The sequence below is a fragment of the Paraburkholderia sp. SIMBA_030 genome (genome assembly GCF_046535245.1).
Classification (GTDB): domain Bacteria; phylum Pseudomonadota; class Gammaproteobacteria; order Burkholderiales; family Burkholderiaceae; genus Paraburkholderia.
On the sequence record NZ_JAWRXB010000004.1, the window covers coordinates 193,056 to 212,935 of the forward strand.

19 protein-coding genes and 1 other RNA gene are annotated in these 19,880 nt (G+C 62.3%); 11 read left to right on the forward strand and 9 right to left on the reverse strand.

Annotation, left to right across the window (positions count from 1 at the left end; translation table 11 throughout):
* Positions 1 to 24 precede the first annotated feature (24 nt).
* Positions 25 to 123, reverse strand: an RNA gene (gene ffs, locus SB772_RS08340) — signal recognition particle sRNA small type.
* 444 nt (positions 124 to 567) lie between these two features.
* Between ffs and trxA the strand changes: the two genes are divergently transcribed.
* The 8 genes from trxA to SB772_RS08380 all read left to right on the forward strand — a co-directional run bounded on the left by trxA (position 568) and on the right by SB772_RS08380 (position 9,389).
* A complete protein-coding gene (gene trxA, locus SB772_RS08345; protein ID WP_006048864.1) occupies positions 568 to 894 on the forward strand; it encodes a thioredoxin TrxA in 327 nt (108 codons plus the stop codon).
* A 226-nt stretch (positions 895 to 1,120) separates the two neighbouring features.
* The gene (rho, locus tag SB772_RS08350) at positions 1,121 to 2,389 is read left to right on the forward strand and encodes a transcription termination factor Rho (RefSeq protein ID WP_006048863.1); all 1,269 of its coding nucleotides are present in this window, start codon (positions 1,121 to 1,123) and stop codon (positions 2,387 to 2,389) included.
* 156 nt (positions 2,390 to 2,545) lie between these two features.
* A complete protein-coding gene (locus SB772_RS08355; RefSeq protein WP_410832791.1) occupies positions 2,546 to 3,076 on the forward strand; it encodes a MerR family transcriptional regulator in 531 nt (176 codons plus the stop codon).
* The gene (locus tag SB772_RS08360) at positions 3,073 to 4,629 is read left to right on the forward strand and encodes an MFS transporter (RefSeq protein ID WP_410832792.1); all 1,557 of its coding nucleotides are present in this window, start codon (positions 3,073 to 3,075) and stop codon (positions 4,627 to 4,629) included. Before SB772_RS08355 ends, SB772_RS08360 begins: the two co-directional genes overlap by 4 nt.
* 15 nt (positions 4,630 to 4,644) lie before the next feature.
* Positions 4,645 to 5,478 carry a M90 family metallopeptidase gene (locus tag SB772_RS08365; RefSeq protein WP_410832793.1) on the forward strand — a complete coding sequence of 278 codons (834 nt, stop codon included), beginning with the start codon at positions 4,645 to 4,647 and terminating at the stop codon, positions 5,476 to 5,478.
* 221 nt (positions 5,479 to 5,699) lie between these two features.
* Positions 5,700 to 5,966: a type B 50S ribosomal protein L31 gene (locus tag SB772_RS08370; protein ID WP_042323790.1), complete on the forward strand. Its 267-nt coding sequence runs from the start codon at positions 5,700 to 5,702 to the stop codon at positions 5,964 to 5,966.
* A 283-nt stretch (positions 5,967 to 6,249) separates the two neighbouring features.
* Positions 6,250 to 7,998: an ArnT family glycosyltransferase gene (locus SB772_RS08375; protein WP_410832794.1), complete on the forward strand. Its 1,749-nt coding sequence runs from the start codon at positions 6,250 to 6,252 to the stop codon at positions 7,996 to 7,998.
* A gap of 11 nt (positions 7,999 to 8,009) precedes the next feature.
* Positions 8,010 to 9,389, forward strand: coding sequence for an MATE family efflux transporter (locus tag SB772_RS08380; RefSeq protein ID WP_410832795.1), 1,380 nt, complete (start codon positions 8,010 to 8,012; stop codon positions 9,387 to 9,389).
* Positions 9,390 to 9,563: 174 nt separating this feature from the next.
* Here the strand turns inward: SB772_RS08380 and SB772_RS08385 are convergent, their stop codons facing one another.
* The gene (locus SB772_RS08385; RefSeq protein WP_410832796.1) at positions 9,564 to 9,974 is read right to left on the reverse strand and encodes a carboxymuconolactone decarboxylase family protein; all 411 of its coding nucleotides are present in this window, start codon (positions 9,972 to 9,974) and stop codon (positions 9,564 to 9,566) included.
* A complete protein-coding gene (locus SB772_RS08390; RefSeq protein WP_410832797.1) occupies positions 9,926 to 10,474 on the reverse strand; it encodes a MerR family transcriptional regulator in 549 nt (182 codons plus the stop codon). Before SB772_RS08390 ends, SB772_RS08385 begins: the two co-directional genes overlap by 49 nt.
* 280 nt (positions 10,475 to 10,754) lie before the next feature.
* Between SB772_RS08390 and SB772_RS08395 the strand changes: the two genes are divergently transcribed.
* Positions 10,755 to 11,348 carry a ComEA family DNA-binding protein gene (locus SB772_RS08395; protein ID WP_410832798.1) on the forward strand — a complete coding sequence of 198 codons (594 nt, stop codon included), beginning with the start codon at positions 10,755 to 10,757 and terminating at the stop codon, positions 11,346 to 11,348.
* Positions 11,349 to 11,350: 2 nt separating this feature from the next.
* Positions 11,351 to 11,926 (forward strand): YidB family protein, encoded by a 576-nt coding sequence (locus SB772_RS08400; RefSeq protein WP_410832799.1) that lies wholly within the window; start codon positions 11,351 to 11,353, stop codon positions 11,924 to 11,926.
* Positions 11,927 to 12,097: 171 nt separating this feature from the next.
* Here SB772_RS08400 and clpB read toward each other — a convergent pair whose 3' ends face one another.
* Together clpB and SB772_RS08410 are read right to left on the reverse strand one after the other, a co-directional pair.
* The gene (gene clpB / locus SB772_RS08405; protein WP_410832800.1) at positions 12,098 to 14,695 is read right to left on the reverse strand and encodes an ATP-dependent chaperone ClpB; all 2,598 of its coding nucleotides are present in this window, start codon (positions 14,693 to 14,695) and stop codon (positions 12,098 to 12,100) included.
* Between the two features lie 119 nt (positions 14,696 to 14,814).
* Positions 14,815 to 15,324, reverse strand: a complete 510-nt coding sequence (locus SB772_RS08410) for an Rrf2 family transcriptional regulator (RefSeq protein WP_410832801.1) — start codon at positions 15,322 to 15,324, stop codon at positions 14,815 to 14,817.
* A 312-nt stretch (positions 15,325 to 15,636) separates the two neighbouring features.
* On the opposite strand from SB772_RS08410, the gene SB772_RS08415 reads away from it, so the two are divergent.
* A complete protein-coding gene (locus SB772_RS08415; RefSeq protein WP_410832802.1) occupies positions 15,637 to 16,197 on the forward strand; it encodes a group III truncated hemoglobin in 561 nt (186 codons plus the stop codon).
* Positions 16,198 to 16,263: 66 nt separating this feature from the next.
* Here the strand turns inward: SB772_RS08415 and SB772_RS08420 are convergent, their stop codons facing one another.
* From SB772_RS08420 to thrC, 4 genes are all read right to left on the reverse strand, one after another.
* Positions 16,264 to 16,740 carry a molybdenum cofactor biosynthesis protein MoaE gene (locus SB772_RS08420; RefSeq protein ID WP_410832803.1) on the reverse strand — a complete coding sequence of 159 codons (477 nt, stop codon included), beginning with the start codon at positions 16,738 to 16,740 and terminating at the stop codon, positions 16,264 to 16,266.
* A 25-nt stretch (positions 16,741 to 16,765) separates the two neighbouring features.
* Positions 16,766 to 17,023: a molybdopterin converting factor subunit 1 gene (gene moaD / locus SB772_RS08425; RefSeq protein ID WP_410832804.1), complete on the reverse strand. Its 258-nt coding sequence runs from the start codon at positions 17,021 to 17,023 to the stop codon at positions 16,766 to 16,768.
* Positions 17,024 to 17,049: 26 nt separating this feature from the next.
* A complete protein-coding gene (glp, locus tag SB772_RS08430; protein ID WP_410832805.1) occupies positions 17,050 to 18,279 on the reverse strand; it encodes a gephyrin-like molybdotransferase Glp in 1,230 nt (409 codons plus the stop codon).
* A 142-nt stretch (positions 18,280 to 18,421) separates the two neighbouring features.
* Complete coding sequence (thrC, locus tag SB772_RS08435) at positions 18,422 to 19,873, reverse strand: threonine synthase (protein ID WP_410832806.1); 1,452 nt, start codon at positions 19,871 to 19,873, stop codon at positions 18,422 to 18,424.
* Positions 19,874 to 19,880 lie beyond the last annotated feature (7 nt).

Sequence of the window (19,880 nt, forward strand, 5' to 3'; positions counted from 1 at the left end):
GGAAGTGAAGCGGGAGAAAAGGAAGGTGACGAGCCCGACCCTCGGCACTGGTGGAAAACGGCTGTGGCTGCTTCGTTCCCGACCTGACCAGGTTGACCATCCCTCCATGCGAGGAGGCCCGTCACGAAACATTGTATCACCGCTTGGCCCGCCGCGCGACTGTTAATACGACCAAAGCACGTTCGGCGCGTCGAATCAGGAGCCCGGGATCATATAGGCAGCACGGCAGGCAACGCCTGTCAGAGGCACTTGTGTTTGCGCACCGAGCCACCAGATAAGGTGCGTAGCAGTGAATGAAACAGCGTGGCACTTCACCGGCAGCCGTTGGCCCCACTGCCCTTGATGAGTACTATCACCACCGGCAACGCATAGCGAATTAAGCTAAACTGCCGTACGGATGACCCGCAAACGCGAGCTTTCCGCACATTCCGGAAATGGTCCCACGACTGTTCAGGCGTGTGTCGGCAAGGTGCAGATTGCGGCAAAGCGAACGGAAGTTTCCTTAGGTTTTGGTGTATCGTGGCGAGCAATTCAGGCGGGCCTCGAACCGATAGAGGTATTCATACAATGAGCGAACAAATCAAGCATATTAGCGACGCATCGTTCGAACAGGACGTCGTTAAATCCGATAAACCCGTGCTGCTCGATTTCTGGGCTGAATGGTGCGGTCCGTGCAAGATGATCGCGCCGATCCTCGACGAAGTCGCGAAGGATTACGCCGATCGCCTGCAAATCGCCAAGATCAACGTCGACGAACATCAATCGACGCCGGTCAAGTTCGGCGTGCGCGGCATCCCGACGCTGATCCTCTTCAAGAACGGCGCAGTCGCCGCGCAGAAGGTCGGCGCATTGTCGAAGTCGCAACTCACCGCGTTCCTCGACGGCAACCTGTAAAGCGGTCGCTTTAGCGCGTGCTGAAACCTCGGCGCGCTGCCACGAGCGTGTTGTCAGCCGGCAACACGCTCAATAAGAAAGATGCCATGCTGTCGCACTGGCGGAAATTAGCGTGTGCTATGCTAGAATCCGCAAAACGTCGAAAAGACGTGTAAGTCCTTGAGCGGTTCCGCTCACTCTCCTCCCAGATTTCATTTCGTCGCACCTTCTCCTGCGGGTTCTCCGTATGCATTTATCCGAGCTTAAGACTCTGCACGTGTCCGAATTGATCGAGATGGCCAATGGCCTCGAGATCGAAAGTGCGAACCGCCTGCGCAAGCAGGAATTGATGTTTGCCATTCTAAAAAAACGAGCCAAAACGGGCGACACGATCTTCGGCGACGGCACGCTCGAAGTGCTGCCGGACGGCTTCGGCTTCCTGCGTTCGCCGGAAACCTCCTATCTCGCCAGCACGGACGATATTTACATCAGCCCGTCGCAAATCCGCCGCTTCAACCTGCATACGGGCGACACGATCGAAGGCGAAGTGCGCACGCCGAAAGACGGCGAACGCTATTTCGCGCTGGTGAAGGTGGACAAGGTCAACGGCCAGCCGCCGGAAGCCTCGAAGCACAAGATCATGTTCGAAAACCTGACGCCGCTGCACCCGAACAAGGTGCTGCTGCTCGAGCGCGAAATGCGTGGCGAAGAAAACGTCACGGGCCGCATCATCGATATGATCGCGCCGATCGGCAAAGGCCAGCGCGGCCTGCTGGTCGCCTCGCCGAAGTCGGGCAAGACCGTCATGCTGCAGCACATCGCTCACGCGATCAAGCAGAACCACCCGGATGTCGTGCTGTTCGTGCTGCTGATCGACGAACGACCGGAAGAAGTGACCGAAATGCAGCGTTCGGTGGCCGGCGAAGTGATCGCCTCCACCTTCGACGAACCGGCTGCGCGTCACGTGCAAGTCGCCGAAATGGTGATCGAAAAAGCCAAGCGCCTCGTCGAAATGAAGAACGACGTGGTGATTCTGCTCGACTCGATCACACGTCTCGCGCGTGCGTACAACACGGTCGTGCCTGCCTCGGGCAAGGTGCTGACGGGCGGTGTCGACGCGAACGCGCTGCAACGTCCGAAGCGCTTCTTCGGCGCCGCGCGCAATATCGAAGAAGGGGGCTCGCTCACCATCATCGGCACGGCGCTGATCGAAACCGGCAGCCGCATGGACGACGTGATCTACGAAGAATTCAAGGGCACCGGCAACATGGAAGTGCACCTGGAGCGCCGTCTTGCTGAAAAGCGCGTCTACCCGTCGATTAACCTGAACAAGTCCGGCACACGCCGCGAAGAACTGCTGATCAAGCCCGAGGTTCTGCAAAAGATCTGGGTGCTGCGCAAGTTCATTCACGACATGGACGAAGTCGAGTCGATGGAATTTCTGCTCGACAAGATTCGCCAGACGAAGAGCAACTCCGAGTTCTTCGACATGATGCGCCGTGGCGGCGGCAGCTAAGGCCTCGCCCCCAAAGCCGTATCTCGCAAGAAAGCCGCTCGCCACAAGCGAGCGGCTTTTTTTCGCCTGAAAGAAACGCGCAACAGCGCGGCAGGATATACGTGAACGTACACGTTGCACTATAATGCGAGCAGTCTGCCATGCCCCTCACCGCTTATGTCGAAGGACTCACCCGCCCCGCTGACCGTACGCGACGCCGCTGAACGCCTTGGCGTCACGCCGCGCACGCTGAAATATTACGAGGAGCGCGGCCTCGTCTCGCCCACGCGCAGCGAGGGCCGCTACCGGCTTTACGACGAGGAAGACCTCAAGCGCTTCGGTCGGATTCTGCGTCTGCGTTCGCTCGGTTTCTCGCTGCACGGCATCACGGAAATGCTCAAACGCCCGCTCGAAGCGGTCGACGGCGGCCACCGCTACTCCAACGAATCGCTGCAGCAGATCCGCGACGCCATCGCGCAACAGGTCGACGCTCTTGACGCGCGCATCGAGACGATGCGCCGTGAACTCAAGGAAGCGCAAAGGCTTAGGGCCGAACTGAGCCCCGATCTGGACTACCTCGAACGACGCCTCGCCGGCGAGAATGCCGGCGCACTGCTGGAGCTGCGCCGCAACGCGCTCGCCAAGGCCGGGAGGACGAACACGCCGCCGGCCGCGAAGCGCACCAGAAAGCCGGGCGAACCCGCATGAGTGCAACGTCGCCCCGCGTAGCTTTGTTTAGCGTCGAAAAACTGCGCGGCGATTTTTTCCCCTGGGTGCTGGCCGTCGTCACCGGGCTCGACTATTTCGACAACGCGATCTTTTCCTTCTTCACCAGCTACATCGCCGGCGGCATCAATGCGTCGCCCGACGAACTCGTGTGGGCGTCGAGCGCGTACGCGATTGCGGCAGTGCTCGGCATCCTTCAGCAGCAATGGTGGGTCGAACGCTTTGGTTACCGACGCTACGTGACCGGCTGCATGCTGCTCTATTGCGCCGGCGCGGTCGCCGCCGCGCTGTGCGAGTCGTCGATCGAACTCGCGTTCGCGCGCGGCTTTCAAGGCTACTTTATCGGCCCGATGATGGGCACCTGCCGCATCCTGATCCAGATGAGCTTTACGCCGCAGCAACGGCCGGCTGCGACGCGCGCGTTTCTCATACTGATCGTGTTGGGCAGTGCGCTCGCGCCGTTGATCGGCGGCCAGCTGGTCGCGCATTTCGACTGGCGCGCGCTGTTCGCCTGCACCGCACCGGTGGGCCTGCTGTTCGCCGTGTTGGCGATGCTCGCCCTGCCCGACTCGGGCAATCGCCTGCCCGAGGAACGCGGTTCAGCGCATTTCTGGCCGTACATCATCTTTGCGTTTGCGCAAGGCGCGCTGCAAATCGTGATGCAGCAAGTGCGCTTCCAGTTGTTCAGCGCGTCGCCGGGACTGATTCTTCTAACGGTCGCCGGGATCGTCGCGCTGGCCTGGTTTGCATATCATCAATGGCATCACCCGGCGCCGCTCGTGCGCCTGCACGCGCTGCGCGAAAAGGTCTTCCAGGTTGGGCTCGTGCTGTACATGTTCTACTACTACGTCTCGACCGTTTTCAGCTATCTGATCTCGCGCTTTCTCGAAAGCGGTCTCGGCTATCCGGTCGAAAACACCGGGCAACTGGTCGGCGTCACGTCGCTGATTTCGGCGAGCGCGCTGTTCATCTATCTACGTTATGCGAAGCTGCTGCCACGCAAGAAGTGGATCATCGTGCCGGGCTTCGCGGTGGCCGCGTTCGCCGCGGCGTGGATGACGCGCATGTCGCCGGGCGTCGGTGAGGCGACGCTGATCGTGCCGCTGTTGCTACGCGGTCTACTGCTGCTGTTCATCGTGCTGCCGGTCGCCAATCTGACGTTTAAAATCTTCGCTATCGAAGAATTCACGCACGGCTACCGGTTGAAAAACATCGTGCGGCAACTGACGATCTCGTTTGCGACGGCCTCGGTGATCATCGTCGAGCAGCATCGGCAGGCGCTGCATCAAACGCGGCTCGCGGAGTTCGTGAATCCGTACAATCCAGCCTTTCAGGGTTCGCTTGCCGCGCTGACCAACAGCTTTGCCGCCGCCGGACGCTCACCGTCCGAAGCGCACTCGCTCGCGGTGGTGGAAATCAGCCGGACGGTCATGCAGCAGGCAAGCTTTTTGACATCGCTGGACGGTTTTTACTTCCTGATCGGCATAGCGATATGCGGCGGCATTTTTGCCGCGTGGCAAAAACAGATCGACTAGGGGTTTCATCAAGCCATGCTTTCGAAACTCACTCAATGGCTCGGCACGCGCCGCCGCGACCGCGCGCTGCGCGAGTACGCAATCGACGACGCGCTCTGGCAGGCCACGCTCGACGGCCTGCCGTTCCTCGCGCACCTCGACGCACCGGATCTCGTGCGCCTGCGCGAACTGGCGAGCCTGTTCATCGCGCAAAAGGAATTCTCTACCGCGCATGAACTGGAGTTGACGGATGCAATGACCGTTGCGATCGCCGCGCAAGCTTCGTTGCCGGTGCTGAACCTGAGCCTCGACCTGTACCGCGGCTGGGTCGGCGTGATCGTCTATCCGGGCGAGTTCGTGATCCGCAAAACGGTCGAGGACGAAGACGGCGTGGTGCACGAAGTCGAACACGACGCGAGCGGCGAAGCGTGGGAAGGCGGGCCGGTGGTGCTGTCGTGGGAAGACGCGCAGATCACCGACAGCGCGGACGCCTATAACGTCGTGATTCACGAATTCGCGCACAAAATCGACATGCTGACCGGCGAAGCGGACGGCCATCCGCCGCTGCTGCGCCGCTGGCACGCGCCGCTCGACACACAGGTGTGGGCGGACGTCTTCGACCATGCATACGACCACTTCTGCGCCAAAGTCGACGCGGTGCCGGAGCGCCGCTGGGCGCGCTTCGAGCGCGATTCGCTGATCGATCCTTATGCGGCCGATCATCCATCGGAATTTTTTGCCGTTTGCAGCGAGGCACTGTTCGTCAAGCCGCAGGCGTTCGAGGCCGAGTACCCGGAACTGTACCGGCTGCTGGCCCGTTATTACCGCCAGGACCCGGCGCGCGTCGGCGTGGCGTTCACGCCCGCCTGACGCTTGCCCGACATCCGTGCGAGCCCGTCCGGTAACGGCCGCAGGGCAATCCCGGCAATCAGGGCAAGCTGGTAAAAAGCTGGCAGAAAGGTCGTCAAGCGACTGATTTTCTGGCATAATCGCCGTTTTTCGACCCTAGGCAAGTGGCTCGCGCCAAGATGCTGTTCGTGATGCTTCGCGACTGCACGCGGGTTGGCTACCGCCAGATTAAAGGAAAGACCATGAAAGAAGGTATTCACCCCGATTACCGCGAAGTCCTGTTCATCGATATGTCGAACGACTTCAAGTTTGTGACGCGCTCGACCATCCAGACGCGTGAAACCGCCGAATTCAACGGCAAGACCTACCCGCTCGCCAAGATCGAAGTGTCGTCGGAATCGCATCCGTTCTACACCGGCCAACAAAAGATCATGGACACGGCTGGCCGCGTCGAGAAGTTCAACAAGAAGTTCGGCTCGCGCGCTACCGGCAAGGCAGCAGCGAAGTAATACGCGCCTCGTCGCCGGCCATGGGCCAGCCACGAAGCAGCAGCAAAAAAGGGCAGCGCGAGCTGCCCTTTTTTGTCACCTCATAGCGGGCGCTTATATATAACGAACGCTGCCGCCCGTTCCGGCGGCATTGTTACCCGCACCCCAACGACGTTGCGGGCCGTTACCGGCCGTGACGCGCATCGCACGGCACGACTACAATGCCGGATGCTCCGAATCGGCCATTCCACCGGACATGCCGTCCGGTCCCGGCTGCACCGCTTATCCGATATCCACACACCGCATGAGACCTGCCGTTCGCCTCACCGCCTCTGCGACCAGTGCGTTGCCGCGCTGGCTGCTGCTGACCATCTGTATCGTCTACGCGTCGTTTGGCCTCTTCGGCCGCGATCCGTGGAAGAACGAGGACGCAGCCGGCTTCGGCGTCATGTGGACAATGGCCAACGGTGGCGCCCACGATTGGCTGCTGCCGAACCTGGTCGGCAAATACCTCACTGAAGACGGGCCGCTCGGCTACTGGCTCGGCGCAAGTGCAATCCGCGTGCTGGCGCCATGGGTCGACGCGAGCAACGCGTCGCGCGTGTTTACCGGCCTGCTGTTCTGCGCAGGCTGCGCGTTCGTCTGGTATGCCGCCTACCTGCTCGGGCGGCGCGCCGAGGTCCAGCCGTTCAAGTACGCGTTCGGCGGCGAGCCGGAACCGCGCGACTACGGCCGCACCCTCGCCGACGGCGCACTGCTGATTCTTCTCGCATGCTTCGGTCTCGCCGAACGCGGCCACGAGACCACCCCGCAACTGGCGCAATTCGTCGGCATCGCGATGCTCGTGTACGGGCTTGTGCGGATGATCGACAAGCCGATCCAGGGCGCGCTGGTCTGGGGTCTGGCGCTCGGACTGGTGACGCTCGCAAGCAGTCCGGTGCTGGTCGGCGCCTTGTTGCTCGGCACGCTGGCGATGACGTTGATCGTGCGCGAGGCGCGCTCGCGCTGGCTGCTGCTGGCCGGCTTGCCGGTCGCGCTGGCGCTGTCGGTCGCGTGGCCGATCGCCGCACTCGCAGCATTTCCCGACGACGCCGTCTGGTACCTGAATCAATGGGTGCACGTGAGCGTGAGCTCGTTCGCCGGGCCGCCCGGCTCGGTGGCGAAATACGCGCTGAAAAACCTGCCGCTGTTCTCGTGGCCGGCGTGGCCGCTGGCGATCTGGGCATGGTTCAGCTGGTCGGGCCTGCGGCGCGCGCCGCACGTGGCCATTCCGCTGTCGGTGATCGGGCCGCTGCTGGTGCTCGTCGTGCTGCAGAGCCATCAGTCGAACCGGCTTTACATGCTGCTGCTGCCGCCGCTCGCGGTGCTGGCCACGTTCGCGCTGCCCACGCTCAAACGCGGGGCGATCAACGCGATCGACTGGTTCGCACTGTTGAGCTTCACGATACTCGGCAGCTTCGTCTGGCTGGTGTACGTGGCCGGGCTGACCGGCTTTCCGCATCCGCTCGCACGTAATCTCGCGCGGCTCGCGCCGGGTTTTGCGCCGCAATTCAAGATTCTGTCGTTCGTGTGCGCGGTCGCCGTGACGATATGCTGGTTCGTGCTGGTGCGGTGGCGTCTCGCGCGTCATCCGAAAGTCTTGTGGCGCAGCGTGGTGCTCTCGAGTGCCGGCACGACGCTGATGTGGGTGCTGCTGATGACCCTGTGGCTGCCGGTGGTCAACTACAGCCGGACCTATAAGGACGTCGCCGAACAGATTGCGAGCCATCTGCCGGAGGACTACACCTGCATCTCGCCGGTGCGCCTCGGCAATGCGCAGATCGCGACCTTCGCCTATTTCGGCGACATGCACTTCTCGTTCAACGAGGATTGCGACGTGATCCTGCGCCAGGACACCCAGGATTTCGGCGAGCCGAGCGCGATGTCGGACTTCGTCTGGAAGCTGGTTTGGGAAGGCCGCCGCGTGGCCGACCGTGACGAGCGCTTCCGTTTGTACGTGCGCATCGACCGTCCGAAGCCGCCGGTCATCAAACGCCGCAACTGGCACAAGTAGCCGGACTGAGCATGTTCACCGACGTACGGAAAATCGCCGGGCTCGCATGGCCCGTGCTGATCGGCCAACTGGCGATCATCGCCTTCGGAGTGATCGACACGGCGATGGTCGGCCGCTATTCGGCCGTCGATCTCGCCGCGCTCGGCCTCGGCTCGTCGATCTACATTTCCGTCTACATCGGCCTGACGGGCATTCTGACCGCGCTGCAACCCATCGCCGCGCAACTCTACGGCGCGCGCCGCTACGTCGAGATCGGCGAGGAAGTGCGCCAGGCGCTTTGGCTCGCGCTCGCGTTGACCGTGATCGGCTTTCTGATCCTCTATTTTCCGGAGCCGGTGCTGCGTCTTGCGCGCGTGCCTGAGGCGCTGCACGAGCGCACGGTCGCTTATCTGCGGATTCTGTCGTTCGGCTTGCCGGCGAGCCTCGCGTTTCGCGTCTACAGTTCGCTGACCAATGCCGTCGGCAAGCCGCGGCTGGTGATGATCCTGCAGATCGGCGCGCTGTTGCTCAAGTTTCCGCTCAACACGTGGTTCATTTTCGGCGGTTTCGGCGTGCCGGCGATGGGCGGCCCGGGTTGCGCGCTCGCCAGCATCGCGATCAACTGGGGGCTCGCGCTGGTCGGCATGCTGCTGTTGATGCGAATCGACGTGTTCGAGCCGTTTGCGATCTTCGCGCGCTTCTGCTGGCCGGTCTGGCGGCGCCAGGCAGCGCAGTTGCGGCTCGGCATTCCGATGGGCCTGTCGTATCTGATCGAAGTCACCTCGTACACGTTCATGGCGCTCTTCATCGCGCGCTTCGGCACGACGACGCTCGCCGGCCACCAGATCGCCGGCAACGTCGGCGCGGTGCTGTATATGACGCCGCTGTCGATCGGCATCGCCACATCGACGCTAGTCGCCCAGGCGCTCGGCGCGCATCGTCACGAAGCGGCGCGCACGCTGTCGCGGCACGGCATCATGATGGCCGTGACGATTGCTTTCTGTTACGGCGCGATCGTGCTGGTGCTGCGACCGTACGTGATCGAAGGCTATACGCCGAACGCGCAGGTGGCTGCCGCTGCGATGCCGTTGGTGCTGATCGTCGCGTGCTACCACCTGTTCGATGCGTTGCAGATCACCACCGCGTTCGTGCTGCGCGCCTACAAGGTGGCGATCGTGCCGACCGTGATCTATGCGATCGCGTTGTGGGGCGTGGGGCTGGGGGGCGGCTATCTGCTCGGCTTCAATGTGAGCGGCGCCATCCCCGAGTGGCTGACCGGCGCACGAGGGTTCTGGGTCGCAAACACCGCAAGTCTGGCGATTGCCGGCATCGGCTTGCTACTGTATTGGCGGATTGTCAGTAAGCGGTATTTGCGTGCCGGAGCGGTAGTTAGGGCGGATTCGGCGGCTTGACGCAAAAGGGATTGAGTCAAGATTGCGGAAACGCCCCTTCGTGGAAAACCCGGCTTTTACGCGCACCCCGCACGCGTTGTTCAAGTTGCTGGACGAAATCGACCGTTAGTTGCATTTGAGATCGAATAAAGAAGCGGCCGCAACTGGCAGCCGCTCTGCCCTACGCCGCCATCGTCAAGCCGCTTGCGCTTCGCTCAGCGCCAGATCGTGCCGTTCGAAAATCTCCCGAGCCGCGAACAGCGCGTTCAGCGCCGCCGGAAATCCCGCGTACAGCGCCATCTGCATGAACACCTCGACGATCTCTTCGCGCGTGCAACCGACGTTCAGCGCCGCCTCGATATGCACCTTCAACTGCGGCTGCGCGCAGCCGAGCGTCGCCAACGACGCAATCGTCGCGATCTCCCGCGCGCACAGATCGAGTTGCGGCCGGCTGTAAATGTCGCCGAAGCCGAATTCGATCAACAGGCGCCCGAAGTCCGGCGCGATCGGCGCGAGCGCGGCAATCACCTGCTCGCCCGCGGCGCCGTCGATTTCCTTCAGTTTGTTCCAGCCTTGGGTGTAGCGATCGTTTTTTGCGTGTTCCATGGTGAGTCCTTTTCCGAGTGCGATTGAGTTTTGTCGATCTGTCGTGTCGGATTGCTGTCAGCGGAGTGTCGCCCGGTGGAGCGCCGCCCAGCGGAGCGCCGCCCGGAGGAATCACGCTGGGCGGCATCCCGCTCAGCGACTTCGTAGTACGCGATCTTGTCGATAATCGCACCGAGATTGCTCTGCAACTCGGCGATCCGCGCCAGAACCGCATCCCGATGCGCCACCAGCATCTCGCGGCGCTCGCCCACTGTGGGCTGACCTTCTGCCCGCAGCGCGGCGAATGCCTGCATGCCGGCGATCGGCATGCCGGTCGCCTTCAGACGCATCAGGATCTGCAGCCAGTCGAGGTCGGCCGGCGAGTACAGACGATGCCCCGCCTGCGTCCGCCCGACCGCCCGAATCAGGCCGGCCTGTTCGTAGTAGCGCAGCGTATGCGTAGAGACGCCGATCGTTTCCGCGACCTGGCCGATGGTGAGTGCTTTCGACATTGTTGACATGACGGAACTCAGGTTAGGACTTCGAGTGCACTCTAAGTCAAGCGGATCGCGTTGTCATTCAGCGACGCGTTGATCGAAAAGCGCAATACGGCTTATTCGCGAGGCAAAAGGTTTAAATATTGTTCAAACAGATTTACTTGTCATGAATCGATCGGTATAAATCGTCCGCGCTAACAAATAAAGGGCGCGCAATTTGTCCTATGCTTAAGCGCAGCGCCTGCTGACAGGATGCGTCGCCCGTTCCCGGCTAACTTTTTTTGCCCTCAATGGAGTGCTTGCCATGCTGAAGAAGCTTCTAATGCTTTGCGTTGCTTTGGCTTTGTCGCTGTCGGCCGGATTTGCGGCGGCCGTCGAAGTGAATTCCGCCGATCAGGCCGCGCTCGAATCGGTAAAGGGTATTGGCCCGGTCCACGCGAAAGCGATTATCGAGGAACGCACCAGGAACGGCCCGTTCAAGGATGCTGACGATCTCGCCACCCGCGTCAAAGGTCTCGGCACCAAATCGGTGAGCAATCTCGAAGCGGCAGGTTTGACCGTCAACGGCTCGTCCACGCCGCCGACCGGCGCCAAGGCAGCCGCGAAGTCGACCAGCGCCGCGAGCACCAAGGCGGCACCGGCGGCTGCACCTGCTGCCACCACGCCGGCCGCGACACCGGCCCCGACGACGACTGCAGCGCCGGCCGAAGCGTCAGGCACGAAGGCATCGAAGTCGAAGAAGAAGAGCAAGGCTGCGGCGTCCGACGCGGCTGCTGCTTCGGCGCCGGCTACGGCGGCCGCGGCAAGCGCGCCGGCTGACGCGTCCGGCGCCAAGGCCTCGAAGAAAAAGGCCAAGAAGAGCAAGGCCGCATCGGCTGCCGCAGCCTCCGGCGCGTAATATTGCGGCTTGAGCTCCCGGCAGCGCGATGGTCGCGCGATGGCATCCGCCCCGCTGCCGCCCGCCTCGCCTCCCCAGCGCCGCGCAACCGCGCGGCGTTTCCACCCGCCGACCCGTCAAGCACGTGTCGGCATTCAAGAGAGTCCGTCATGAGCCTACTCGACACTATCGGTTCCCTGGTTGGCAAATCGCCCGAGGGCGGCGGCCAGCAAGCCCTGATTTCCGCCGCGCTCGAATTCGTCAACAACCAGCCGGGCGGCCTGAACGGCCTGATCAGCAGCTTCAAGGAAAAGGGTCTCGGCGACGTCGTTGCGTCGTGGGTCAGTAACGGTGAGAACCAGCCGATCGCACCGGATGCACTACAAAACGTGCTCGGCTCGGATGCGGTCGCCGGCCTCGCAGCAAAAGCCGGCGTGCAGCCGGATCAGGTCACGGGCCTCCTGTCGCAGATTCTGCCGCACGTCGTCAACGCAGCAACGCCGGAAGGCGAAGTGCCCGCCGAAGGCAAACTGAATTCGACGACCGTGCTCGGCGCACTCGGCGGCCTGTCGGCGCTGTTCGGCAAGGGCAACGCGTAAGCGGCCTCGTCCGGCACGCCGACCGCCCGTCAAAAGGCGAAAAAAAAGCGGCAACGAAGTCACCTTCGTTGCCGCTTTTGCTTTTTGGCAGCTGAGTTTGGCAGACGCATCGGGCAAGTTCGGCTCGTACCTCGACCGTTTCCTGCCCAACGTCCGCCGAACGCCTGTCGCTTAATGCACGACGCGCTCGAACACCAGCTTGCCGTCTTCCATTTCGACCGGAATCACATCCTTCGGACCGAACTTGCCGGCCAGAATCAGCTTCGCGACCGGGTTCTCGATCTCCTGCTGGATCGCGCGCTTCAACGGCCGCGCACCGAACAGCGGATCGTAGCCGACCTTGCCGACGTGCTCGAGCGCCGCATCCGACACCACCAGTTGCATGTCGAGCCTGGCGAGCCGTTCATGCAGACGTTGCAGCTGGATCCGCGCGATCGACTGGATATTCGAGCGATCGAGCGCATGAAACACCACGACGTCGTCGATCCGGTTGAGGAATTCGGGCCGGAAATGCAGCTTCACTTCTTCCCAGACCGCGTCCTTCACCGCTTCCTGCGGCTCGCCGACCATCGACTGGATAACCTGCGAACCGAGGTTCGACGTCATCACGATCACCGTGTTCTTGAAGTCCACGGTACGGCCCTGGCCATCGGTCATGCGGCCGTCGTCGAGCACTTGCAGCAGCACGTTGAACACGTCCGGATGCGCCTTCTCGATTTCGTCGAGCAGGATCACACTGTACGGCTTGCGGCGTACGGCTTCGGTCAGATAACCGCCTTCCTCGTAACCGACGTAGCCCGGCGGCGCGCCGATCAATCGCGCGACGCTATGCTTCTCCATGAATTCGCTCATGTCGATGCGGATCAGATGATCTTCCGAATCGAACAGGAACGCCGCCAACGCCTTGCACAACTCGGTCTTGCCTACACCGGTCGGCCCGAGGAACAGAAACGAGCCATACGGCCGGTTCGGATCCGCCAGACCCGCGCGCGAACGGCGGATCGCATCGGCCACCGCGCTGATCGCTTCGTCCTGACCGACCACGCGATCGTGCAGTTTTTCCTCGATCTGCAGCAGCTTTTCGCGCTCGCCCTGCATCATGCGCGACACCGGAATACCGGTCGAACGCGACACGACTTCAGCGATTTCCTCCGCGCCCACCTGCGTGCGCAACAGACGCGGCCGGGTCGGATTGTTCTGTTCCTTCGCTTCGGCCTGGGTCACTTCCTTCAACTGCGCTTCGAGACCCGGCAGCTTGCCGTATTGCAACTCGGCGACCTTCTCCAGCTTGCCTTCACGCTGCAAGCGGGTGATTTCCGCACGCGTTTTCTCGATCTCTTCCTTCAGTTGCGCGCTGCCCTGCACCGCCGCTTTTTCCGCGGTCCAGATTTCTTCGAGGTCCGAATAGTCGCGGTCCAGCCGCTCGATTTCTTCCTCGATCAATTGCAGACGCTTTTGCGACGCTTCGTCCTTTTCCTTCTTGACGGCTTCGCGTTCGATCTTCAACTGGATCAAACGACGGTCGAGCCGATCCATCTCTTCCGGCTTCGAGTCGATTTCCATCTTGATCTTCGAAGCCGCTTCGTCGATCAGGTCGATTGCCTTGTCCGGCAGGAAACGGTCCGTGATGTAGCGATGCGACAATTCAGCCGCCGCGACGATCGCCGGGTCGGTGATGTCGACGCCGTGATGCAGCTCGTACTTCTCCTGCAAACCGCGCAGGATCGCAATAGTCGCTTCCACCGTCGGTTCGTCGACCAGCACTTTCTGGAAACGGCGTTCGAGCGCGGCATCCTTTTCGATGTACTTGCGATATTCATCGAGCGTGGTGGCGCCGACGCAATGCAGCTCGCCGCGCGAGAGCGCAGGCTTGAGCATATTGCCCGCGTCCATTGCGCCTTCGGCCTTGCCGGCGCCGACCATAGTATGAATTTCGTCGATGAAGACGATGGTCTGGCCTTCGTCTTTCGCTATGTCGTTCAGTACGGCCTTCAGGCGCTCTTCGAACTCGCCGCGGTATTTAGCGCCTGCCAGCAAGGCTGCCATGTCCAAAGACAGCACGCGCTTGCCCTTGAGCGTTTCCGGCACCTCACCGTTGACGATCCGTTGCGCGAGGCCCTCGACGATCGCGGTCTTACCCACGCCCGGCTCGCCGATCAGCACCGGATTGTTCTTGGTGCGGCGTTGCAGGATCTGGATCGAACGGCGGATTTCGTCGTCGCGGCCGATCACAGGATCGAGCTTGCCGGCGCGTGCGCGCTCGGTCAGATCGACGGTGTACTTCTTCAGCGCTTCGCGCTGGCTTTCGGCGTCCTGACTATGCACTTGCGAGCCGCCGCGCACCGCGGCGATCGCGCTTTCGAGCGACTTGCGCGACAGGCCATGCTGACGCGCGAGGCGACCCGCCTCGCCCTTATCGTCGGCGACCGCAAGCAGGAACATTTCGCTCGCGATGAACGTGTCGTTGAGCTTTTGCGCTTCCTTGTCAGCCTGGTTCAGCAAGCCGGTCAGTTCGCGGCCGATCTGCACGTTGCCGTCGGTGCCCTGCACTTGCGGCAAGCGCGTCATCGCGTCGTTCAACGCGGTTTGCAGCGCCTGGACATGCACGCCGGCCCGCGAGAGCAGCGAGCGCGCCGAACCGTCCTGCTGGGCAATGAGCGCCGAGAGGACATGGGCCGGTTCGATGTATTGATTGTCGTGGCCGACGGCCAGACTCTGCGCATCGGCCAGCGCTTCCTGGAATTTAGTGGTGAGTTTGTCGATTCTCATCAAGCGACCTCCAATTTCGATTACCACCAAAATGAGGCGTTTAACGCAGGTTTCAAGCGCTTTTTTGCATCAGGCGACAACTATTTAACAATTGATGCGCGAGAACTGCCTCGCCGGTTTCAGGCAACCGGCGCCGCGCTGCCGCCAGCGGGCGTGGCCGGCGCGATCGGTATGATCGGAATCGCGCCGCTCAAGCTGAGCAACGCAGCCAGCGGACCGTGCGGCTGCGCGATTTCACCGATGGTATGGCGGTCGAGCTCGGCAAGGAATGCATGGCGTGCTGCTTCGAGCGCGCCTCTTATACGGCAATGCGGCGTGATGACACAGCCGCGACGCTCGCCATGCTCATCCGGGAAGCAGCCGACCAGTGCAAAGTCGCTTTCGGTGGCGCGCACAATTTCGCCGAGCGTCAGCGCGCTGGTCTGCTCGGCCATACGCAAACCGCCATTGCGCCCGCGCACGGTCTCGACCCAGCCGAGTTCGCCAAGCTGCTGCACGACCTTCATCAAATGGTTCTTGGAGATCCCGTACGCATCCGAGATATCCTGGATAGTCGATAACCCCTCGCCACGGACGGCGAGATACAACAGGACGCGCAGCGAATAGTCCGTATAGTCGGTCAGTCTCATAAGTGCAGGTACCACGATGAGCGCAAGCCGCGATCCGGGGGATAACCGCGTCGATGCAAGGGTTGCCGGGAACCGTCGCTCCGCCATAAGATGCAGGCGAAACACATCTTATTACTTTGCGTTGACTGGCGGTATTTGTCTTTCGGCAGTAATGGTAACGTTTCCCGCTTGGACCATTCGTACGAAAAGCGGGGCATTCGCGGCCTACTTCCTTCCGTTTCGACGCAATTTGAGGCCATTCGTGACGCTCTGCGGCGCCTCGTGGCGCACTGTGGCGATCCGAGACGAATGGCAGCCCCTTATGGAAATTGCATGAATCCGTCCTTCCCTGCGGCTCCGGTTGTCGAGCGCGCCGCCGATCCCACCGACGCGAATATCCGCGGCCTCGTCTACGGTTTTTACGACCGCGTGCGTGCCGATCCGCTGCTCGGTCCCGTATTCGAAGCGACACTGGCGGGCCGCTGGGACGACCATCTGCCGAAGATGTGCACGTTCTGGGCGAGCCTCGTGCTGGGGGCGAAGCAATACCGCGGCAATGTGCAGCAGGCACATCAACCGCTCGAGGGCGTCGAGCCGCAGCATTTCAGCCGCTGGCTGTATCTGTTCCTGGACACGGTGGAGTCGCGCTACGAACCGGCCGCGGCGATCCGCTTCATGGAACCTGCGCTGCGCATCGCGCAGAGTTTGCAGTTGAGCCGCTTCGGCTGGGATTACACGATTCCGGCAGAGCAGCAGGCGTTGCTGGAGCGCGTCGCGCCAAGGCGCCGTCCGCGCGACGACGAGTCGCATGATTCACCGGACCCGCACGGCTCGGCGCGGCCACGTGGCGAGCCGTTTCCGACCCGGATCATCGGCAAAATGCAGGACGATTGAGCAAGGCACGTGAAGTGCGTGAAGCGTATGAGGCGCGACCCTCGCCGAGCCCGAAAGGCGCGCGGGTTACTCAGCGGTCCGGTTGCCCGATTCGATGCCCCAACGGGCGAGCGCGGCATCGTCGGTGACGCGCGCATCGACCCAGCGTTCACCTTCCCCGGTCTTCTCTTTCTTCCAGAACGGCGCCTGGGTCTTGAGATAATCCATCACGAATTCACATGACGCGAAGGCGTCGCCGCGATGCGCGGCCGTGGTCGCCACCAGCACGATCTGGTCGAGCGGAAGGAGCTTGCCGACCCGATGCACGATCAGTACCTCGATCCCCGGCCAACGCTCGCGGGCGCTCACAACGATCGCCTCCAACGACTTCTCCGTCATGCCCGGATAGTGTTCGAGCTCCATCGTTTCGACCGTGCTGCCTTCGTTCAGATCGCGCACGGTGCCGACGAAACAGGCTACCGCGCCGATCTTCGGATTGCGCGCACGCAACGCGGCAACCTCGGCAGTGAGATCGAAGTCTTCTGTCTGGACGCGAACGGGCATCTCTGACTCCTGTGCGGTTTGGGCCTTAGCCGCCGGTGACGGGCGGAAAGAACGCGACTTCGCAACCTTCCGTGATACGCGTGCCGGCGTTGGTCATGACGTGGTTACACGCCATGCGCAACGCGCGGCCCTCGGCGAGGGTGTCGGCCCAAATGCCGCCGCGCACACGCAGCCATGCGCGCACGTCGCCGACCGTCGCGATGCCGTCGGGCAGTTCGACCGTCTCATCGGCCATCTCGAGCGCTTCGCGCACACTTGCAAAATATCTGAGTTGAATCTTCATCGGGACGCCAGCGGCCGTTGCCGGCCTTAGTTCAACAATTCGGAAAAGGGAATGAAGCGCACGGTCTCGCCGGCGCTGATCGCGTGATTCGGCGGATTGTCGATCAGGCCGTCGCCCCACACGGTCGAGGTCAGCACGGCCGAACTCTGATTCGGAAACAGATCGAGGCCGCCGGCTGGATTGACACGCGCGCGCAGGAATTCGTTGCGGCGGTCGGCCTTGTTCTGCGTAAAGTCGGCACGCAGCGACAATGCGCGCGGCGCGACCGTCTGCACACCGGCCAGACGCAGGACGAATGGCCGGACGAACAGCAGGAAAGTGACGAAACTCGACACCGGATTGCCCGGCAGACCGATGAAAAACGTTTCGCCGGCCGCGGCGGCATCCGCCTGCTGTGGCGCGCGGCGCACCGCGCCGAAGGCGAGCGGCTTGCCGGGTTTCATCGCGATCTGCCACATCGACAGGCGCCCTTCGGCCTCGACCGCCGGTTTCACGTGATCTTCCTCGCCCACCGACACGCCACCGCAGGTCAGAATCAGATCGTGCGCTTGTGCGGCTTCGCGTAATGTTGCGCGAGTTGCGTCGAGTTTGTCCGGAACGATTCCGTAGTCCGTGATCTCGCATCCGAGGTTTTCCAGCAGTCCGCGCAGCGTGAAACGATTCGAGTTGTAGATCGCGCCGGGTTTCAGCGGCTCGCCGGGCATGGTCAGTTCGTCTCCTGTGAAGAAAACCGCGACTTTTACGCGGCGGCGCACCTTCAATTCGGCGCAGCCGACTGACGCGGCTAGTCCCAGGGCTTGTGGTGTCAGGCGTGTGCCCGCGGGCAGGATGATCGAGCCGCTGCGGATGTCCGCGCCTTGGGGCGTGATCCATTCGCCCGGTTTGGGGCTGTGCAGGATCGTGACTTCGTCGCCGGTGATTTCGGTTTGCTCCTGTATCACGATTGCGTCGGCGCCCGGCGGCACCGTTGCGCCCGTGAAAATACGGGCTGCCGTGTTTGGTTTTAGCTCACTTGGCGCGTGGCCGGCTGGGATGCGTTGAGACACCGGCAGGCGGCGGTTGCCATGCGTCAGGTCGGCGGTGCTTACGGCGTAGCCGTCCATTGAGCTTGTGTTCATGGGCGGGACGTCTAGTGGCGAGATCACGTCTGCCGAAAGCACGCGGTTTAGCGCTTCCAGCGTGGCGGCTGACTCTGTTCCGACGATTGGGCGCGCGGCGCTGAGCAGTGTCGCCAGGGCGTCGGCAGTTGACAGCATCGGAGCGCGGGGCGTTGGGGTGGACATCTGGGTTCGAAGCCGCAGGTTAAAAGAATATTGTAGCGGTCGATGGGGACGGCCGGTGGCGGCCTGGAACATCCACCGCATCGAGCGCGATTCGTCGCGCTCGATGCTCATGGTTTTACGCGCCCGTGTTCGCCATCACGAAGTCCTTCACGCGCTGCACGTCTGCCGGCAGCACGTCGAAACGTTGCGGCAGCGATTCCAAACCCGCAAACGCGGCGGGACGTTCCGGCTCGCGCAGCAGCGCTTCGCGGATCGTTTCGCCAAACTTGATCGGCTGCGCCGTCTCCAGCACGATCATCGGAATGCCCGGTTGCAAATGCTCACGCGCGACCTTCAAGCCGTCGGCCGTGTGCGTGTCGATCATCGTGTCGTAACGTCCGAATACGTCGCGGATCACTTCCAGCCGATCCTCGTGGCTGCTGCGGCCCGACACGAAACCGAATTCCTTGACCCGCGCAAAGTCGCCGCTCGCCGCCAGGTCGAAGCCGCCCTTCTCCTCGACGTCGCGGAACAGTTGCAGCACCCGCGCCGGAGCGCGGCCCAGCAGGTCGAACACGAAACGCTCGAAGTTCGATGCCTTCGAAATGTCCATGCTCGGGCTGCTCGTGTGGTACGTCTCAGCCGCCTTGCGCACCCGGTAAATGCCCGTGCGGAAAAACTCGTCGAGTACGTCGTTTTCGTTTGTCGCCACCACCAGCTTCTCGATGGGCAACCCCATCATCCGTGCAATGTGGCCCGCGCAAACATTGCCGAAGTTGCCCGACGGCACGGTGAACGACACGCGCTCGTCATTCGACTTCGTCGCGGCAAAATAGCCCTTGAAGTAGTACACGACCTGCGCCACGACACGCGCCCAGTTAATCGAGTTGACCGTGCCGATCTTGTACTTCGCCTTGAACGCGTGATCGTTCGACACAGCCTTGACAATGTCCTGGCAGTCGTCGAACACGCCCTCGACCGCGAGGTTGAAAATGTTCGGGTCCTGCAAGCTGTACATCTGCGCGGTCTGGAACGCGCTCATCTTCTTGTGCGGCGACAGCATGAACACGCGAATGCCCTGCTTGCCGCGCATCGCGTACTCGGCAGCGCTGCCGGTGTCGCCCGAAGTCGCGCCGAGAATGTTCAGCGTTTCGCCGTGCCTGGCCAACGCGTATTCGAACAGGTTGCCGATCAACTGCATCGCCATGTCCTTGAACGCAAGCGTCGGTCCATTCGACAGTTCGAGCAGCGACAACGGCGCGCCGTTCTCGACGCCCAGCGTCTTGAGCGGCGTGATCTGTGCAGCGCTTTCGTCGTCGCGCACATTGCAGTAAGTCTCGGCCGTGTAGGTACGGCGCGTCAGCATGCGCAGGTCTTCGGCGGGAATGTCGTCGCTGAATTTCGACAGGATCTCGAACGCGAGATCCGCGTAAGGCAGCGTGCGCCAGCGCGTCAGTTCGTCAGCGCAAACGCGCGGGTATTCGGCGGGCAGGTACAGGCCGCCGTCTTTCGCGAGACCGCCCAGCAGGATGTCGGAAAACGTATGGCGCTCGCCGGCTCCGGCGCCGCGCGTGGAGAGGTAGTTCATATGTCGG

Bases quoted from the DNA above. Each gene is read 5' to 3' on its own strand.
- trxA (WP_006048864.1), top strand. From the start codon at position 568: ATGAGCGAACAAATCAAGCATATTAGCGACGCATCGTTCGAACAGGAC.
- rho (WP_006048863.1), top strand. From the start codon at position 1,121: ATGCATTTATCCGAGCTTAAGACTCTGCACGTGTCCGAATTGATCGAG.
- SB772_RS08355 (WP_410832791.1), top strand. From the start codon at position 2,546: ATGTCGAAGGACTCACCCGCCCCGCTGACCGTACGCGACGCCGCTGAA.
- SB772_RS08360 (WP_410832792.1), top strand. From the start codon at position 3,073: ATGAGTGCAACGTCGCCCCGCGTAGCTTTGTTTAGCGTCGAAAAACTG.
- SB772_RS08365 (WP_410832793.1), top strand. From the start codon at position 4,645: ATGCTTTCGAAACTCACTCAATGGCTCGGCACGCGCCGCCGCGACCGC.
- SB772_RS08370 (WP_042323790.1), top strand. From the start codon at position 5,700: ATGAAAGAAGGTATTCACCCCGATTACCGCGAAGTCCTGTTCATCGAT.
- SB772_RS08375 (WP_410832794.1), top strand. From the start codon at position 6,250: ATGAGACCTGCCGTTCGCCTCACCGCCTCTGCGACCAGTGCGTTGCCG.
- SB772_RS08380 (WP_410832795.1), top strand. From the start codon at position 8,010: ATGTTCACCGACGTACGGAAAATCGCCGGGCTCGCATGGCCCGTGCTG.
- SB772_RS08385 (WP_410832796.1), bottom strand. From the start codon at position 9,974: ATGGAACACGCAAAAAACGATCGCTACACCCAAGGCTGGAACAAACTG.
- SB772_RS08390 (WP_410832797.1), bottom strand. From the start codon at position 10,474: ATGTCAACAATGTCGAAAGCACTCACCATCGGCCAGGTCGCGGAAACG.
- SB772_RS08395 (WP_410832798.1), top strand. From the start codon at position 10,755: ATGCTGAAGAAGCTTCTAATGCTTTGCGTTGCTTTGGCTTTGTCGCTG.
- clpB (WP_410832800.1), bottom strand. From the start codon at position 14,695: ATGAGAATCGACAAACTCACCACTAAATTCCAGGAAGCGCTGGCCGAT.
- SB772_RS08410 (WP_410832801.1), bottom strand. From the start codon at position 15,324: ATGAGACTGACCGACTATACGGACTATTCGCTGCGCGTCCTGTTGTAT.
- SB772_RS08415 (WP_410832802.1), top strand. From the start codon at position 15,637: ATGAATCCGTCCTTCCCTGCGGCTCCGGTTGTCGAGCGCGCCGCCGAT.
- SB772_RS08420 (WP_410832803.1), bottom strand. From the start codon at position 16,740: ATGCCCGTTCGCGTCCAGACAGAAGACTTCGATCTCACTGCCGAGGTT.
- moaD (WP_410832804.1), bottom strand. From the start codon at position 17,023: ATGAAGATTCAACTCAGATATTTTGCAAGTGTGCGCGAAGCGCTCGAG.
- glp (WP_410832805.1), bottom strand. From the start codon at position 18,279: ATGCTGTCAACTGCCGACGCCCTGGCGACACTGCTCAGCGCCGCGCGC.
- thrC (WP_410832806.1), bottom strand. From the start codon at position 19,873: ATGAACTACCTCTCCACGCGCGGCGCCGGAGCCGGCGAGCGCCATACG.